Annotated in this window: 2 protein-coding genes; both read left to right on the top strand. The window is 71.2% G+C overall.

The genetic code is table 11. The features are described 5' to 3' along the window. The first annotated feature begins 3 nt into the window (after positions 1-3). On the top strand, positions 4-18,099 hold the full coding sequence (locus tag ASG12_RS18715; protein WP_055792958.1) for a non-ribosomal peptide synthetase: 18,096 nt from the start codon (positions 4-6) through the stop codon (positions 18,097-18,099). Continuing rightward, positions 18,096-19,880, top strand: a complete 1,785-nt coding sequence (locus ASG12_RS18710) for a DUF4012 domain-containing protein (protein ID WP_055792955.1) — start codon at positions 18,096-18,098, stop codon at positions 19,878-19,880. The genes ASG12_RS18715 and ASG12_RS18710 overlap by 4 nt, the downstream gene beginning before the upstream one ends. Positions 19,881-19,890 lie beyond the last annotated feature (10 nt).

Raw genomic sequence — 19,890 nt, 5'->3', positions numbered from 1 at the left:
AGTGTGCCTGGCGCGCAGCGGCAAACGCTGACCCGGGCCCAGCAGGCGCTGTGGGATCTCCAGGAGTCACTGCCTGACGGACCCGTCAACGTCGCTCAATACCTGGACCTGCGAGGTCCGGCGGACATCGTGACGATCGATCGCGTCGGTCGACGGTATTTCGACCGCATGCTCGTCATGTCGTCGCGCTTCGAACGATCCAAAGCCGGTCCGGTTCTCGTTCACGACCCTGACCTGTGGATGGGTGCTGACCGTCTCGACTTCCGGGATGCCGCCGATCCCGAAAGTGCTGCATGGGACTGGATGGTCGCCGACGCCGCCACCCGCCCTGATCTCTTCACCGATCGACTGGTGCGGTTCGCCTACCTGCAGATCGCCGACGACCGATTGTTCGTCTACACCCGCAGCCACCACACCCTCGCCGACGGCGTCACCGGCATCACCGCCTTCAACACCTGGGCATCGATCTACAGCGACGCCCTCGCCAGCCGCGAGCCGACCTATCCACCGCCGGTGGATCTTTCGGCAGCACTTGCCGCCGACGTCGATTACCAGCGGTCCCCGCGACGCGACCGTGACGCCGCATACTGGCGCACACAACTGGCCGGCCTGCCCGCGCCGGTGAGTCTGTCGCGCCGAAGCGCGCGGCCGGCGGCGACCACCCGCCACGTCAGCGACATCATCAACCGGACGACACTCGCCACCCTCCGCGACGCCGAAACGCTCCACCGCACATCGCTTCCCGCGATCATCGCCACCGCACTCGCTGTGTACACGGCTCGCATGACCTCTCAGGACGACGTCGTCATCGCCTTGCCCGTCGCCGCGCGAACCACGGCGGCGCTGCGCACCGCGACGCTTCCGGTGTCGAACATCGCGCCCATCCGCGTCCCGGTGGCCACCGCCGACTCCGTCCTCGACGTCCTCGCCGCCACACAGTCCTCGATGATCGGCGCGCTTCGACATCAGCGCTACCGCTACGAGGACATGCTCCGAGACCAGCAACCTGACGCCTCGTCCCTGGGTCTCGCGCCCGGCGTCAGCGGACCGGTCCTCAACCTCATGCTCTTCGAACCGTCGGTGCGTTTCGGCGACGCCGTCGGCACCATCCAGATCGTCACCACCGGACCCGTCGACGACCTCGCGCTCACCCTCTACTACCGCGTCGCACCCGACGAGACCATCGACATCCAACTCGACCTCGACACCAACCCCCGGCGCTACACCGACACCGAGACCGCGGCACACCATCAACGCATCCTCCGGATGATCGGCACAGTGGCCGACGCGCTGGTCACCGCACCCACCCGCACCGTCGCGTCGCTCCCACTGCTCACCGACGAGCAACGTTTCGACCTCGTCTCGGTCACCGGACCGAGCGGGCCGCCACCGCGCACGCTCCCGCAGATCCTCGCCGACGCCGCTGCGACACATGGCCCATCGATCGCACTCGCTGACGGCGAACGCAGCTGGAGCTACACCGAACTCGCTCGTGATGCCGACCGCATCGCGGGGCATCTTCGTGAGCGAGGAGCTCGCCCCGGGGCCACGGTCGCGATCGCCACCGGTCGGGGCACCGCACAGGCCCGCGCATTGTGGGCCGTCGCTCGTACCGGTGCGTCGATCCTCCTGCTCGATCCTGACCTGCCCCCGATCCGCAGCGAGACAATTCTCGCCGACGCAGCGCCCATCGTGACAGTGACCACCGATGACATCGAGATGTGGAGCACCACCGAACCGTCGGTTGGCGCGAACTCGTCGGAACCACACATCGACGACGTCGCCTACATCGTCTACACCTCGGGAACCACCGGCACCCCGAAAGGTGTTGCGGTCACCCATCGCGGTCTCGCCGCGCTGACCGCCGACCTCGCGGCGCGATTCGACGACGGGCACGACGCCGTCGTCGCGCAACTCGCATCCCCGACCTTCGACGCCACCTACTTCGAACACCTGCTGGCGGTCGCTCTCGGCGGACGCCTCGTCCCGGCCCCACCGGGAACGGTGATCGGTGCCGCGCTCGCCGACCACCTGACCGCGAACGCGGTGACCCACGCCGTCGTGACCCCCAGCGTCCTGTCCACTGTGCCTGCGCAGTTCGCCACGCACAGCCAACTGCGAGTGCTGCTCACCGCGGGCGAGGCACTGTCGACCGCACTCGTTCGCCAGTGGTCGCCAGGCCGCACCATGGTCAACCTTTACGGACCCGCCGAGGCCACCGTCATGGCCACCGCCGGCGCGCCGCTCGCGCCGTCGGATGCGGTGACCGACCCCAACGCCCCCGCCGACGCGCCCGCCATCGGACGCCCCGTCACCGCGATGCGCGCCTACGTGCTCGACACCGCGCTGCAACCGGTGCCGGCCGGCGCCGCCGGTGAGCTGTACCTCGCCGGCCCGGCCCTGGCGCAGGGGTATCGAGGCGACTCGTCGCTCACCGCGACTCGCTTCGTCCCCTGCCTGTGGAGTGAGGGCACCCGGATGTATCGCACCGGCGACATCGCGGCCTGGGATGACACAGGGTCACTGCGCTACATCGGCCGCACCGACGACCAGGTCCAGATCCGCGGCGTCCGTGTGGAACCGGCCGAGATCGAACTCGCCGCAACCGGACTCACCGGTGTCCGGGCGGCGGCCGCGGTCATCGCCGACGGCACCATCACCCTCCACATCGCGACGGCGGTCACCGGAGGCGTGATGCGATCGCGGGTGCGACGCCACCTCGCCACCCGCCTCCCGCCAGCGATGTGGCCGTCGCGGATCATGACCGTCGACCAGCTCCCTGTCACCAGCACCGGTAAGGTCGATCGCGCACAACTTCTTTCGCCGGCTTCACAGCTCGACGAAGCGCATCAGCCACCACGGAGTCGGGTCGAGACCGCGGTCGCCGACGCCATCGCCGACACCCTCGGCATCTCGACCCCGTCGGTGCTCGCCGACATCATCGAACTCGGCGCGACGTCGCTGAACGCAGCGCAGATCGCGAGCGCCCTGTCCGAGCGCCTCGCCACCACGGTGGCCGTGCGCGACGTCCTGCAGGCGACCACGCCGGCCGACCTCGCCGCTGCAATCAGCGACCGCGCTGTCGATGGGGGAGTGGAGTTCGCACGGCCCTCACAGCCACCGGCATCGCCGCAGCAGACCGCGCTCGTCATCGACGCCCGCACCGATCCCGACTCGACGGCCAACGTGCTCCGCGGCAGCCTCGAGATCAGCGGCCCCGGTGTCGACGCGGAGATCGTGCGCGCGGTGATCGCCGACGTGGTCTCACGACATGAGGCGCTGCGCACCATCGTGCGGGTCGGTTCGGCGACGCTGTGGCAGGACGTCATCGACCCCGACGCGGCACTCGAGCAGATCATGGCGGCGTCTCGGCCCGACGTCGCCGACGTGCTCGACCCCACCGCGACCATCCCGGCACGGGTGGCCGTCCACGACGTCGACACCGCGACGGACAACCGCGTCCGCGTCGACATCGCGATCCACCACATCCTCATCGACGACCGATCGATCGACGTGCTGATCGACGACCTCGCCGAGTCGTTCGCGGCGCGTGTCGTCGGCCGCGCCCCGACGTTCACCGCCCGGGCGCTCCAGTACGCAGACGCCACCCACCTCCTCGCCCAGCACGACGGGGCCGCAGATCTCGACTGGTGGACAACGCAGTTGGCGGCGCGCGCTGAGCGACCCCGACTGCCCGTCGACATGCCACCGTCGGTGACGGGCCGACGACCCGCGGCCGTCGTGTCGACCCACGTGGGCGACGCAGTGCTCGACCACCTGGGCCGCGGCGTCTACAGCCACCTGCACGCCGCGATCGCCGCGGTCACCGCCCGCTACACCGGCACCGACGACGTGTGGATCGGCGTCGCCCACGCCGGACGAGACCTGCTGCCCGCGCGACCCGCCGTCGGCATGTTCGCCAACCCCATCGTGGTGCGCACCCGCGTGCCCGCCGAGACCACCCTGGCGGCGCTGGCCGAGACCACCGCAGCACAGCTGCGAGCGGCCCAGCGCCACAGTGCAACCCCGTTCGGCGATGTGGCTCGCGCGGTCGAGCCCGGTCGCGACGTGACCGAGGCGCCGCTGACCGACGTCCTCATCAGCTACCGCGAGACACCGCGCGACGCCCTCGACCTCGGCGGCGTGTCGGTCACGGTGACCGAGGAACCGGCGACGCACGCCCGCGTCCCGCTGCAGTGGAACCTCGATCGTCGCGGTGACGGTGTCGCGGTGTCGCTGACTTACCGCGCCGACCTGTTCTCCGGCGACCTGGTGAACACGTTGCTGGACGCGTTGTCGTCGGTGGTGAACCAGATGGCTGTCGACCCACATCGACGGCTGCACGAAGCGCTACCCGGTGACACGGTTGCGCGGGGTCCGTCAGGCGTTGTCTCCGATCTCAGCCTCGTCGACGTCGTGCGCCGATCGGCGCGACAGCACCCCGACGCGCCGGCGATCCGATCCGGTGGCACCGTCGTCACCTACGCAGAACTGGTCGATGCCGCAGCGAGTCTCGCCGGCGACCTCGCGGCGGCCGGAGTCGTGGCCGGGGACCGCGTGGCAGTCGCCGCGGGACGTACCCGCCTTGCCCTGATCGGTCACCTCGCCGTGCTGATGGCGGGTGCGGCGTTCGTGCCCATCGACGTGGCGCTGCCGCGTGCCCGCGTCGACACCCTGCTGCGCGACTGCCGCCCCTCGGCGGTACTGGTGACCGCCGCGACCGACAGCTCCATCGACGTCGCCTACCCACGGGTCACCATCCGCGACGCCATCGACGCAGCGGCACAGACGGTCTCGCACCTGGTCGACGCCGTCGCCGCCGCCTACGTGATCTACACGTCGGGGACCACCGGTCCACCCAAGGGCGTCACCGTCTCGCACCGCGGCGTCGTCGGAATGCTCGAAGCCACGAACGCCCTGTACGGCTACCGCGCCACCGACGTCTTCTCCTGCACCCATTCGCTGTCGTTCGACTTCTCGGTCTTCGAGGTGTTCGCCGCCTGGCACGCCGGGGCTTCGGTGGTGCTCATCGACGCCGACACCGCCGCAGACCCCGCGGCACTGTGGACGCAGGTGATCGCTGACGGAGTGACGGTGCTGTCGCAGACACCGTCGGCCTTCACGCCGCTCGCGGTGCAGGCGGTGGCGCAGCCGGTCGGTCCCGCGGCGTTGCGGCAGATCGTGTTCGGGGGAGAAGCGCTGCGCCCCTCGCGCATCGCGGACTTCGCGGTCCGGTTCGGTGACGCCGTCCGCCTGGACAACCTCTGGGGCATCACCGAGGGCGCGGTGCACGTCACCGCCGCCGCTGTCGACACCGCCGACGCACGGTCGCTCATCGGTGCCCCGATCGGTGCGATGGGGGTGAGCGTCCTCGACCGCTGGTTGCGCCACGTCCCGCGCGGCGTGTGGGGCGAGCTGTACATCACCGGTCCGCAGCTCGCCGACGGGTACCTCGACCGGCAGGCGCTCACCGCGTCGCGTTTCGTCGCCGACCCGTTCGGTGCCCCCGGCGACCGCATGTACCGGACCGGTGACCGCGTCCGCCAGACCCTCGACGCCGGGATCGAATACGGCGACCGACTCGACAACCAGGTGCAACTCCGTGGGTTCCGGGTGGAACTCGGCGCCGTCGCAGCTGCGGCACGGGCACTCGGCGAGGTCGCTGACTCCGAGGTGATCGTCCGCGATCCGCACCGACCCGACGGGGGAGTCCTCACCGCCTACGTGATCGCTGCGGCGGGTGCGACGGTGCGGCCCGAGCGGATCCGTGACGCGCTGGCCTCGGTCCTGCCGACCCATGAGGTGCCCGCCGCGGTGATCGTCCTCGACGAGTGGCCGGTCACGTCCTCGGGCAAGCTCGACCGGTCGCGGTTGCCGGCGGCGGATCCGGCCGGCGTCGACTCGGCTCCGATGACACCGGTCGCCGACACCGACCTCCGCGCCGTGACGACGGCGATCGGTGACGTGCTCGAGATCGCCCCGGCCGACATCGACATCGACCGCTCGCTGGTCGAGCTCGGTGCGAACTCGTTGTCGTACATGCACATCGCGGTGGTGCTGGCCGAGTCGACCGGCCGGCAGGTCCCGATCGCGACCATCGCTCGTGCGGCGTCTGTCCGTGCGCTCGCGGCCGCCCTGGCCGATGCCCCTGTCCGACACGCCGTCGACGACACCGTCCCGACCGGCGACTATCGCCCCAGCCCGCAACAGCAGGGCCTGTGGGTCCTCAACCGCGTCGACCCGGTGTCGACCGTGTACCACCTGCCCGCACTCGTCGAGCTCGACGCAGACGTGGACCCGGCGACGGTCGCCGCCGCCCTGGGCGACGTCATCGCCCGACACGACGCCCTGCGCACGACCATCTCCGAGCGCGACGGGATCCCGCTCGCCACGATCGGCGAGCCGGCCGCCATCCAGGAACAGGCGCGTCACGAACTCACGACGCCGACCGCGATCGCCGCCGCCGACCTCCCCGACGCGGCTCGCCGCTTCGCTCTGGCGCCCTTCGACCTCTCCGCCGATGTCGGTTGGCGGGTGCGTGCTTTCGCAGTCACCGACGGCGTGCCCCACCTGGCCCTGGCGGTGGTGGTGCACCACGCCGTGGCCGACGGATGGTCGCTGCAGGTGATCGCGGGCGACCTCGACCGGGCGCTGCAGGCGCGAGCGGCTGGTCATCCGCCTGTGTGGGACGGGCCTGCCGCCGGCTACCGCGATCACGCGACGCGGTCCGTGGCCGACCCCGTGCGCGCCGCGCAACTCGACCACTGGCGGGCCGTCCTCGACGACGCGCCCATCCACTTCTCGCTGCCGCGACCGGCGTCGGCACCCACCGATCGTTCCGGTCCCGAACCGGCCGAGCACATCGACACCACCATCGCCCCGGGCGTGCACGCGGGGATCGAGCGGCTCGCCGAGAACACCGGGACCACCGTGTTCCACGTGGTGCACACCGCGCTGGCGTACACGCTCGCGACGTTCACCGGCGCCGACGACATCGTGATCGGTACGCCCACCGCCGGCCGCGACACCGCCGGTGACCTCTCGGGCGTGGGCATGTACGTCCGCATGGTGGTGCTCCGATCCCGAGTCGGCACAGACACCCCGGTGACATCGGCTCTCGCCGCGAGCACCGCGCTCCTCGCCGATGCCGTTGCCCACAGCGCGATCTCGTACGAGGAGATCATCAGCGTCCTGTCGCCCGCACGCACCACCGACACCGACCCCTACCTCGACGTGCTGCTCGCCTTCGCGCAGCAGGACATGGAGCCGACCGCGCGCATCGGGTCGCAGGATTCGTTCGTGCGCGCCGTGACCCCGATCCGGGTGCCGCACGCCCGGGTCCCGTTGGAGTTCAGCGTCACCGACCGCGGCGCCGACGCGGGTCTCGCCATCACGCTGACCGTCGGGACCTGGCACGTCGACCTCGGTGCGGCACAACGCATCCTGCGTCACCTCACCGGCACACTCGCGGCGCTGGCCGAGACCGATGCGACCGCATCGATGCTCGAGGTGCTCGACGGAGTCGCCGTCGATACGCCGATGACCGATCTCCCCGCTGTGCCGACGACCGACCCGGTCGACGCGATCCGTCGATGGTCCGATCAGCAGCCCGACCACCCCGCGATCCTGCACGGCACCACGCAGGTGTCCTATCGCGACCTGGTCGACGCCGTGGACTCCGGTGCGGCAGCCCTGCGGCGCAACGGTATCGGCGTCGGGAGTCGGGTGGCGGTGGTGTCGCCACGGACCCCGGCGGCCGTCGCGCTGGCGGTCGCGGTCCTCGAGCTCGGAGCATGCTTGGTCCCGATCGACAGCGACTACCCGAGCGGGCGCATCGACCTGATCCGCGCAGCCTCGCAGCCCGACGCGGTGGTGACCGTCCGTCCCGAACGGCATTCGGGCGCAGACGCCGTCGTGATGCTCGGCGCCACCGTGACGATCGAGGCCGCGCACCCGCGCCCTGCGGCACCTGACGTTCTCGGTGCGGACCTGCCCGCCTACGTCATCTACACCTCGGGATCGACCGGCACACCGAAGGGTGTGGTGGTCACGCGGGGCAACCTGGCCGCGATGCTCGCCGCCGCCCCCGGCACCATCGACGCCGGCCCCGACGACGTGTGGACGTGGTTCCACTCCCCGGCGTTCGACTTCTCGGTGTGGGAGATGTTCGCGCCGTTGGTCACCGGAGGATCGCTGGTGGTCATCGACGCCGACGTCGCGCGCGAACCGGCGGAGTTCGCCCTCACCCTCGAGACCCATCGCGTGACGGTCCTCAGCCAGACACCGACGGCGTTCACCCGCCTCACCGACCTCGATACCGCGCTGCCCACCGACACCGACCCGTTCGGCCATCTGCGCTGGGTGGTGTTCGGCGGCGAGGCGCTGATGCCCGCGGCCCTCGCCGACTGGCGCATCCGCCACCCGAACGTGGGATTGCTGAACATGTTCGGGATCACCGAGACCACGGTGCATCTCACGCACGGCCGCGTACGGACCGACGACCGTCGCAGCCTCATCGGCGACGCGCTGCCGGGTGTCGGACTGCACGTGCTCGACCGCCGACTGCGACCGGTTCCCCTCGGCGCCCGCGGCGAGCTGTACGTGACGGGCGCACAAGTCGCGGCGGGATACCTTGATGACACCCCGCTGACCGCAACCCGATTCGTCGCCGCCCCCGTCGGAGTACCCGGATCGCGGATGTACCGCACCGGAGACCACGTCCGGCGCGTCGACGCCACCACCATCGAATACCTCGGCCGTGTCGATCAGCAGGTCCAACTGCGCGGTCACCGCGTGGAACTCGGCGAGGTGATCGCCACGGTGCGCGCCGACCCGCAGGTGGCCGACGTCCGTGTGGTGCTGCGGCCCGGCGTGCGCCGCGGCGAGGAGACGCTCGTCGCCTTCGTGATCGCCCACCCCGATCACGCGCCCGCGCGGCCCGATCTCGGGGCCGCCGCCATCGACACCGCGGCGGTGGCCGAGAGGTGCGCGGCGACCCTCCCCGCACATCTGGTGCCCGCCACCGTGGTCGAGGTGACCGACTGGCCGCTGACGACGTCGGGGAAGCTCGACACCGCAGCACTTCTCGACGATCTCGCCGCGACAGGTGTCGATGCCCGGCCGCTGACCGCCACCGAAGCGGTCGTCGCGGCCGTGGTCGCCGACGTCACCGGCCTCGACACCCCCGACGGCCCGACCCCCGGCACACTGACCGCCGACAGCAACTTCTTCGAACTCGGCGGCAACTCGCTGTCGGCCGCGCGGTTGGCGGCCGCACTCACCGACATCGGGGCGTCGGTCTCGGTGCGCGCTGTGTTCGAACACCCCACCATCGCCATGCTCGCGACACTGGTCGACCGGCCCCGCGCCGACGCCGTCGACATCGGGACACCGCCCGTCCCCGTTGCGCGCCCCGAGCGGCTGCCGCTGACCCCGCAGCAGGAGGAGATCTGGTCGGAGTGGCAGCTCGACCCGACCGACACCGGCTACCACCTGGCGACGTTGGTGCCGCTGACCTCGGTGGACGTCGCGGGCGACGCCGACCGCATCGCCCACGCCGTACGGGCCGTCATCGACCGTCACGACGCCCTGCGCACCAGCTACCCCGCCGACGCCGACGGGCCGCACCAACGGCTCTGGTCGACCGAGGCGGTGCTTCCCGACCTCACACCCACACCGGTGACCGACCTCGACGAGGCGGTCGCGCAGTTGCACCGACCGTTCGATCTCGCGACCGAGGTGCCCTGGCGGGTGCTGGTCGCCGAGGTGCCCGAAGACGCGGTAACGCCGCCGCAGCGTCTCCTCGGTGCGGCCATCCACCACATCGCGGGCGACGGCCACTCGATCGCCCTCATCGAATCGGAGCTCCGCACCCTCCTCCAGACGCCCGGTGCCGCGCTGCCCGAGGCACTCGACTTCGCCTCGTACACCACATGGTTCACGCACTCCCTCGCCGCCCGCCGTGCGGTCCTGACGCGATTCTGGTCGACGACGTTCGCGACACCGGTCACGCCGCTGCGCCTGCCGGGTCTCGGTGACGACAGCGTCCGAGGGCAGCACCTCACCGAGAGCTCGGTGGTCAGCACCCAGATCGACGCGCGCACCCACGTTGCGTTGCGCGCCTTCGCCGCCGCGCATCACACCACGCTGTTCATGACCGTGCACACTGCGTTGGCCGCCCTGCTCGCGCGACGATCCGGCACCGACGACATCGTGATCGGCACCGCCACCTCGGGGCGTGTGCACGAGAACCTGGTGCACACCGTGGGAATGTTCGCGCGCACCGTGCCGCTGCGCACCACCGTCGATGTGGAGCGGACGTTCGCGGACCTGCTCGCCGCGGTCACCGGCGCCGACCTCGCATCGTTCGCCCACGCCGACCTCCCCGCGGCCGAGATCGCGCACCTCGCCGACCCCTCCCGCACCGCCGCCGGACGCCCCATCACCCCGGTGTTCCTCGCCGATGTCAGCTCCACCGGCGACACCCGGCTCGCGGGCGACGACATCGGTTCGGCGCGGGCACGATTCGGCCTCGACGTGTTGTTCGCGCCGGTCGACACCGATGCGGGCTCGGCGTTGCAGCTGCGTCTGCTCCACCGGCTCGCGCTCGTCGACACCGACCTGGCCCGAGGGCTCGTCGATGACCTCGCCACGCTGCTCACCGCCGTGATCACCCGGTCCGACGAGCCGGTCGCGAATCTGCTCGTCGGGGACATCGACCGTGACGGCTCGCCTGTATCCGCAACCACTCTGGGGGAGATGCTGGCCGGGACGGTGACGTTCGCCGACCGGGCCGCGCTGACCTGGCGCATCGATGGACCCGGTGCGTCAGGGAACGAATGGGAGGACGTGACGTACGCCGAGCTCGCCGCACGCGCCGCGGGTGTCGGTGCGCGCCTGACCGAGGCCGGGGTGCGTCCGGGTGATCTGGTGGGGATCCACGCGCCGCGGTCGCTGTGGTCGGTGATCGGTATGTGGGCCGCAGCGGGTGTCGGTGCGGCGTTCGTGCACCTCAATCCCGCCGACCCGCCCGCTCGTCGCCGTCGCATCCTCTCCGACTCGGGCGTCGCAGCCGTCCTGCACGACCCGGCCTCACGACCGGACGACCTCGGAGCCGACACCGTCGGGTGGATACCGATCGACGAGGTCGCCTCACCGAACGGGTATGCGCCACCGCGTGTCCCACCGGACGCACGCGCCTACGTGACGTACACGTCGGGATCGACCGGCGACCCCAAGGGTGTCGAGGTGACCCATCGGGGCATCGGACCGCTCGTCGAGACGGTCACCGAGCGCGCGGCGGTGACCGACGCGTCGGTCGTGCTGCACAACTACTCGCCGTCCTTCGACGCCCACCTCATCGAACTCCTCCCGGCCTTCGCCGCCGGGGCGCGCGTGGTGATCTGTCCGCCCGAGGTGATCGGCGGGAACGAGCTGCGCGACCTCATCACCCGGTCCGGAGTCGACTCCTTCTTCTCCACCCCGTCGGTGCTCTCGACGCTCGATCCCGGTGACCTGTCCGCGGTGCGCGCGGTGATCGTCGGTGGCGAAGCGCTGCCGCGGCACACCGCGGCGGCGTGGTCGTCGGGCCGGCGGATGATCAACTTCTACGGACCGACCGAGACCACCGTGGCGGTCACCGGCGACACCGCCGTCGGCGGCGGGCCGGTGACGATCGGTGGTGCGTTGCCGGGCGTCGGCATCCGCGTGCTGGATGCGCGGCTGCGGCCGGTGCCCGCGCACACCGTCGGCGAGCTGTACATCACGGGACCGGCCGTGGCGCAAAGTTATCTCGGCCGCCCCGATCTGACCGCCGAGCGATTCGTCGCCGATCCGTGGGCCGCACCCGGGCAGCCCGACCGCATGTACCGCACCGGTGACCTCGTGCATCGCACCGCCGACGGCGTCCTCGTCATCGACGGTCGCGCCGACGACCAGCTCGCGGTCCGTGGGGTGCGCGTGGAGCCCGGCGAGATCACCGCCGCTCTCACCCGCCTGCCAGGGGTGGCCGATGCCGTCGCCGGCCTGCACCGCACCCGATCGGGCACCGATGTGCTCGCCGCCTGGGTGATGGCCGACCGCGACATTCACGACGCACTCGACGCCGACACGCTGCGGTCCGAACTGCGGCAGATGCTGCCGCGCGCACTGGTGCCGGCGGTGATCGTGGTGATCGACGAGATCCCCCGCACCGGGTCGGGCAAACTCGACCGAGCCGCGCTACCTCGGCCCGCGCTCGACACCGACCCCGCATCGCACCCGCCGACCACGGGTACCGAGCTCGCCGTGGCGAAGGTGTGGGCCGAGGTGATCGGTGTCGAGGCCGACGAGATCGACATGCGCTCGGACTTCTTCGCGCTCGGCGGTACGTCGCTGTCGGCGACGCGGGTCGTGGGGCGTCTCGCCGAACACACGGGACGGACCGTGAGCGTGCGCGACCTGTTCGACGCGCGCACCGTGGCCGATCTCGCCGCGCTCCTCGATGTCGCGCCGACCCTCGCGACCACGGATGCCGGCAGCGGAGTGCCGGTGCACCAGGAGGTGACCGGTCCGCTGCCGCTGTCGTATCCGCAACGGCGCCTGTGGATCCTGCACCGCATCGACCCGACCTCGACCGCGTACACCGTGCCCCTGGTGCTGCGTATCGACGGCGCCCTGGATGTCGAGGCGCTGCGGACCGCGGTCGCCGAACTACAACGACGCCACGACAGCCTGCGCACGGTGTACCCCGACACCCCCGACGGACCCCGACAGCAGGTGCTGCCGACCGATGCCGTCACGCCGCCCCCGGTGCGCGAGGTCGAACGCGACTCCGTGTCGGCGGTGATCGCCGAGATCGTCTCCGCGCCCTTCGATCTCACCCGTGCTCCGGCGTTCCGCGCCGAGATCCTCCATGTCGACCCGGCGGGCACCGACGCGGCCGAATGGGTGCTGGTCGCCGCGACGCACCACGTCGCGATCGACGGCTGGTCGATGCGGACCGTGATGGCCGAACTCGTCTCCGCCTACGCCGACGGGCCCGGCCGTGATCCGCTGACCACCCTGACCTACGCCGACTTCACCCGATGGCAGCTCGATCGGCTCGGTGATCCCGCCGACGAGACCTCCGAGTTCGCGCGCCAGATGCGCTACTGGACCCGCACCCTCGCCGGAGCGGGTGACCCGGTCGCCCTGCCCGGTCGGCTGGCCACCCCGCTACCCGGTGGTGGGGGCCGCGCCTGGGTCGACCTCGACGACGCCGTGATGGACGGGATGCGCACCGTGGCGCAGGCCGAGTCGGCGTCGGTGTTCCACCTCGTGCACGCCGTCCTCGCGACGGTGCTGGCGCAGTGGACCGGTCGGCACGACATCGTCATCGGCGCACCGGTTCTCGGCCGATCCGACCCGGCCTGGGAGCCGGTGGTCGGCATGTTCGTGAACACCGTGGCGCTGCGGACCGCGGTCGCCCCCGATGATCCGTTGCGCGCGACGCTGCGCCGTGTGCGCGACACCGATCTCGCGGCCACCGACCACGACGACGTGCCCTACGACGCGGTGGCCCGCGCGGTGCGCCCGCGTCACCACGGCCGCGGCGATCCGCTGGTGTCGGTGTTGCTGGTGCAGCAGGAGCTCCGCGCCGTTCTCGACGACTCGACGGTGTGGACCGACGCGCCCGTCGACGGCCTGCGCGTGCGTCTCGCCGGTGACCCGGACGCCCTGGTGGCGGCCAAGTTCGACGTCGAGGTGGTGCTCGCCCAACGCCCTGGTGAACCGTGGTCGATCACGGTGATCCACTCCGCGGTGATCCCGCCGACCACGGCGCACGCGCTGCTCGACGAGATCGTGGCCCAGCTACACGCCGCGGCCGGTGATCCCGACGCGCCGCTGCGTGTCGGATCCCCCTCGGCACCCACCCGGCGCCCCACCGGCGCCCACCGCGCCGCCGACGCCATCGTGGCACGGCCCGAGGAGGATTCGGGCGACGACGTCACCGCGATGCGCGCGGTCCTCGCCGAGGTCCTGTCGCTGCGGGTGTCCGACGTCGGCGCCGACGACGACTTCTTCGCCCTCGGCGGCACCTCACTGTCGGCGACGCAGGTCGTCTCCCTGGTGGACCGGCGACTCGGCGCGAGCGTCTCGGTGGCCGCGGTGTTCGACGATCCCACCGCCCGCGGACTCGCCCGCGCACTCGACTCCCGGTCGGGGGCCGAGACGACGGGCCGCGCCACGCCGTCCTCGATGCCCGTGCCGCGTACCGGTGACCCGATCCCGCTCACCTCGGCGCAGCGCCGCATCTGGTTCGTCGACCGACTGCTGGAACGCACGTCGTCGATGAACGTGGTGCCGCTGGTCGTCGAGGTGCCCGACGGCGTCGACACCGACGGGGTGCGGTCGGCGTTGCGTGCGGTCGCCGATCGACACGCGCCACTGCGATCGGTGTACCCCGACGGCCCGGACGGGCCGTACGCGGTGGTGCGCGGCACCGTTCGGCCCGAGGTCGAGGAGATGGGCGCGATCACCGATCTCGACGTGGCTGTGTCGACGGTGCTGCGACGCGGGTTCGACATCTCGACGGACCCGCCGATACGCGCGGTGCTCATCGGCGGGAACGACCACCGCGTGCTGCTCGTCGTCGCCCACCACATCGCGATCGACGGCGAATCGGTACCGATCCTCACCGCCGAACTGCGCGACGCCATGGTTGGCCGGTGGTTGCCACCACTCGACGTCGGGTATCCGCGCCACGCACTGTGGGAGGCGGTCACCGCCGACGCCCGCCGCGCCGACGACCTCGCGTTCTGGACCACTGCACTCGACGGTCACCCCGGCGTCCTCGACCTCCCCACCGATCGGCCGCGTACCGGCGACCGTCCGCTCGACACCGCGATGGTGGTGCGGGAACTCCCTGCAGAGGTGGCCTCGGCGGTCGAGCGCATCGGCGCCACAACCGGACTCACCCGTTTCGGCACGCTGCACGCGGCACTCGCGCTGGTGCTCGGCCAGTGGGCGGGCACCGACGACGTCGCCATCGGGGCCCCGGTGTCGTCGCGGCGCCACCCCGAGACCGCTGGCATGGTCGGCATGTTCGTCTCGACCGTGGTGCTGCGCACCCGGATCGCGGCGGGGACACCGCTGCGCGACGCGCTCGGGCGGGTGCGATCGACCGACGCGGCCGCGCTCGACCACACACTCCTCGGATTCGACGCCATCGTCGGCGCACTCAACCCCCCGCGCGACGCGGGCCGTCACCCTCTCGTGCAGGTGATGATCTCGCTCGTCGACACCGACGGGCTGACCGGTCTCGGAGCGCTCGCCCCGGCCGACGGATCACCGGGGCCGGACTCGGAATTCGATCTCCAGCTGACCGTCTCGGCCGGCGAGGACAGTGTGGGCGCCGTCTGGACGTACTCGACCGCCCTGTTCGACCACGCCAGGATCGCCGACATCGCCGACCGCTGGCAGCGCGCACTCCTGCAGATGGACGCGCTGCTCGACCGGACCGACGCCCGTCCGGCGACCGTCGACGACATCGACCTGAGACCGGCCGGCCAGATCGCCCGTCACGCGGCGCTCGCCGCGGTACCGCCGATCGCCGACCCGGTGATTCTGGCCGAGATCCTCGCCCGCACCGTGCACGACCACCCCCACGCCGTCGCCCTCGACGACGGCACCACGGTGCTGACCTACGACGACCTCGACCAGTGGTCGGACGAGGTCGCCGACGCGTTGCTCGGTGCCGGGGTGGTCCCGGGGGACGTTGTGGCGGTACGCCTGGAGCGATCGACCGAGTCGGTGGTCGCGATGTGGGCGGTGGCACGCGTCGGGGCCGCGTACGCGCCGATAGATCCCCGCTACCCGACCGATCGCATCCGTCGGATGGTCGACATCGTGGGTGCCCGCGTCGAGATCGGCGATGGATCGAGCGATGTGTCGATGTCGTTGCCGCCCAGACCTGCCGGCCGTCGCACGGTGAGTGCGCCCCGGCCGGTGCCGGTGGACGCGCCCGCCTACATCGTGTTCACCTCCGGCAGTACCGGCACCCCCAACGCGGTGTCGGTCACCCACCGCGGGCTCTCGCTGTATGCCGACCCCGCGACATTCGGGCTGGGGTACGACGATCGTGTCGCACACATGGCGACACCCAGTTTCGACGCGGCGCTGCTGGAGATCCTGATGGCCACCGCGGTCGGTGCCCGCCTGATGATCGTGTCGCCCGACCGTGTCGGCGGCGAGGAGGGGACCACCGAACTCGCGCACCGCGGTGTCACCGCCCTGTTCGTCACCCCCGCCGTCCTCGCGACCCTCGACCCCGCGCCTCTCGCAGGGGTGACGGCCATCTGGGCAGGCGGCGACGCCGTCACCCCGGACGTGGTGAACCGATGGAACGTCGATCGGCGCTTCGAAGTGGGCTACGGACCCAGCGAGGCAACCATCTTCGCCACGCACTGGGTGGCGACCGACAAGCGAGCGGATGCGGTGCTCATCGGCGACAGTTACGACACCGTGGGGTCACTTGTCCTCGACCACCACCTGCGACCGGTTCCCGACGGTGTCGTCGGTGAGCTGTATCTGGTGGGACCGGCTCTGGCGCAGGGGTACCACGACGCGGGCCTCACCGCCTCACGGTTCGTCGCGACACCCGGCGGCGACCGGATGTACCGCACCGGTGACCGTGTGCGCCGCACCGCGACCGGGTTGGCCTTCGAGGGCCGATCCGACGGGCAGCGCCAGATCCGGGGTCTGCGGGTCGAAACCGGCGAGGTGAACGCCGCACTCGTCGCTGCCGGCGCCGCACAGGCCGCGACGGTGGTGGTCGCCGGACCCGCCGGTGACGTGCTGGTGTCGTACGTGGTGGGTGGCCCCGGCGATCTCCGCAACGCCGTGGCCGACCGGTTGCCCGCGCACATGGTGCCCGCCCGGATCATCGACCTCGACCAGTTACCGCTGAGCCCGGTCGGCAAGGTCGACACCGCGGTCCTGCCTGCGCCGCAGTGGGACGCGGTACGCGGTGGCGCACCGACCACCCCCACCGAGACCGCGGTGCTCGCGGTGTTCCGCGACGTGCTCGACAACCCGTCGATCGGCGTCGACGACGACTACTTCGCTGTCGGCGGCACGTCGCTGCAGCTGGTGTCGGTGGCGAGCGAATTGCGGTCGCGCGGGCTCTCGGCGCCACCTCTGACCGCGGTGTTCACGCACCCGACCCCGGCCGCCCTCGCCGCGGCGATCGACGCCGGTGTCGCCTCGGACACCGACATCCCCGCCGAGATCGCCGCACTGCTGAGCCACGTCATCGACCTCAGCCCCGCCGACCGTGCACTCAACTCCGTCGATCGTGCACTTAACCCCGTCGATCGGGCAGTTAACTCCGTCGATCGGGCACTTAACCCCGCCGATCGTGCAGAAACCCCGTTGTGGATGGTGCATCCGGCCAGCGGGGTGGCGTCGATGTACCGACCGTTGGCCGAGGTGGTCACCGGGATCGGGCCGGTGTTCGGGCTGCAACTGCCCGACCTGCTCGACACGACACCCACCTCACCCAGGACGGTGTCGGAGCTCGCCGCAGCACACCTCGAGGCCGTCCGGTCACGACAACCGCACGGGCCGTACCGATTCGGTGGCTGGTCGGTGGGAGGGCAGGTCGCGCACGAGATGGCCCACCTCGCCGCGGTGGCCGGCGAGACCGTCGACATCGTGGTGTTGCTCGACGCGCGCGTCGGTGTCGACGTGGCCGAGGCCGGTGCCGAGGCACTCACGATCGATCCCGACACCGCCGAGGCGCTGAGCCGAGCGGACGCGACACGGTTCGCCGCCTACACCCGACGTGTCGAGGAGATCGCCGCCTCGGCGGCCGCGTTCGCGCCCACGCCCACCCCGATCGCCGACCTCGTGATGGTCGCGGCGTCGGACACGACCGACGCAGCCGTCGACCGGTGGCGTGATGGACCGGCCCGCGTCACCGTCGAGCGTGTCGATGCCGTACACGCCGACATGGGCGAGCCCGCGACGATGCGCGCGATCGGTGAGATGCTCTCGATGGCCATGTCCGAGATCGCCGCCGCCGCAGACCGCCCGGGCGGACCGACCGACGAACCGACCGCGAACAGGGGACACCGATGACCGCACCATCTGCCGACGCACCCGCCCGCCCGCGGCGACGGCGCCGCCGGATCCTGTGGGTCCTCGCGGCGATCATCGTGCTGCTGGTGGTCGTCGGGCTCTACCTCGGATACCTCGCCTACAAGGCCAAGGGTGACCTCGAGACCGCCCGCACCCAGGCGACCGCTGCCCGCGCCGCCGTCCTCGACGGTGACGTCGCGAAGGCCAAAGCAGCCGCCGCGCAAGCGCAGTCGTCGTCGGAGTCGGCGCGATCCAAGACCCACAACATCGTGTGGTCGGCCGCGGCGGCCATCCCGTGGCTCGGATCGCCGCTCGACTCGGTCGCGCAGATCTCCGATGTGGTCGCCGACCTGTCCACGGACGTGCTGAGCCCCATCGCCGACCTGGCGACCACCCTCGATCCCACCACGCTGCGCACCGGGGACAAGGGCATCAACACGACCCTGTTGGGCGAGAATGAGGCGAAGCTCGGCACCATCGCCGACGTCGCCGAACGCATCGACGCCCGCGCCGCCGACATCGACGGGTCGTGGTTCTCCACCGTCGCCGACGCGCGCGACCAGCTCGTCGGCCAGACCACCAAGACCAGTCGCTTCATCCGCGGCACGGACACCGCCGCGAAACTGCTGCCCCCGATGCTGGGCAACAACGGCGTGCGCCGCTACTTCTTCGCCTTCCAGACCCCGGCCGAATCGCGTGCCACCGGTGGGCTTCTCGGTGCTTACGCTGTGATCAGCGCACGCAACGGGCGGATCAACGTCGACAACCTCGGACCGAACTCCACGCTGCGCGCCCCGGCGCGACCCATCGATCTCGGCGCCGAGTTCGACAGCAACTACGCGATCAACCGTCCCTACGTCGATGACCGCAACAGCAACGCGAGCCCGCACTTCCCGTACGCCGCGCAGATCTGGATGTCGATGTGGCGCCAGCAGACCAACACCCGACTCGACGGCGCGTTGGCCACCGACCCGATCGCGTTGAGCTACCTGCTGAAGGCGACCGGACCGATCACGCTGTCCAACGGCGACAGCATCACCGGCGACAACGTGGTGGAGGTGACCCTGTCGAGTTCCTACAAGCGTTTCGGCGGTGACAACCCCGCGCGCAAGGCCTACCTGCAGGAGATCGCGAGCAAGGCCATCACCACGTTGACCACCGCCCGCGGCAACACCGGTGGGGTGCTCGAGGCCCTGGGCCGGGCCGTGCACGAGCGACGCCTGATGGTCTACAGCACGCGGCCCGAGGAGCAGGCGCTGCTGGTGAGTTCCGGCCTGGCCCACGAGGTCACGCAGACCGATGCTCCGTACGCCGAGGTGACCGTCGGCAACCTCGCCGGCAACAAGATCGACTACTACCTGCGTCGTGCGGTGCGCTACGAATCCGGCTCGTGCACCGGTGACATGCGCCAGAGCACGCTGACGGTGTCGCTGACGAACACCGCGACCGATCTGTCGTTGCCCGCGTACGTGATCGGCGGTCTCGGCAACCCCGACAAGCGGATCCGGCCGGGTACGAATTACGCGAACCTCACCGCCAACCTCACCAACGGCGCGGTGCTGCAGACGATCACGGTCGACGGCCAGGCCCCGCTGTACGGCACCGGGACCGAACTGGGGCACCTGCATGTGATGACGCAGCTGCGGATCAAGCCCGGCGCGACCGCGGTCGTGAAGTACACGTTCCTGGAACCGACCTCGGCGCGGGGCGCGGCCGTGGTCCCGGTGCAGCCGCTCGTCGACGAGCCGGCCGTGACCGTCGACGTTCCCCAGTGCCGTTGACGTCTGGTGG

It is taken from the genome of Williamsia sp. Leaf354 (genome assembly GCF_001424365.1).
Lineage (GTDB): Bacteria > Actinomycetota > Actinomycetes > Mycobacteriales > Mycobacteriaceae > Williamsia_A.
This window is presented reverse-complemented; position numbering and strand designations above follow the sequence as displayed.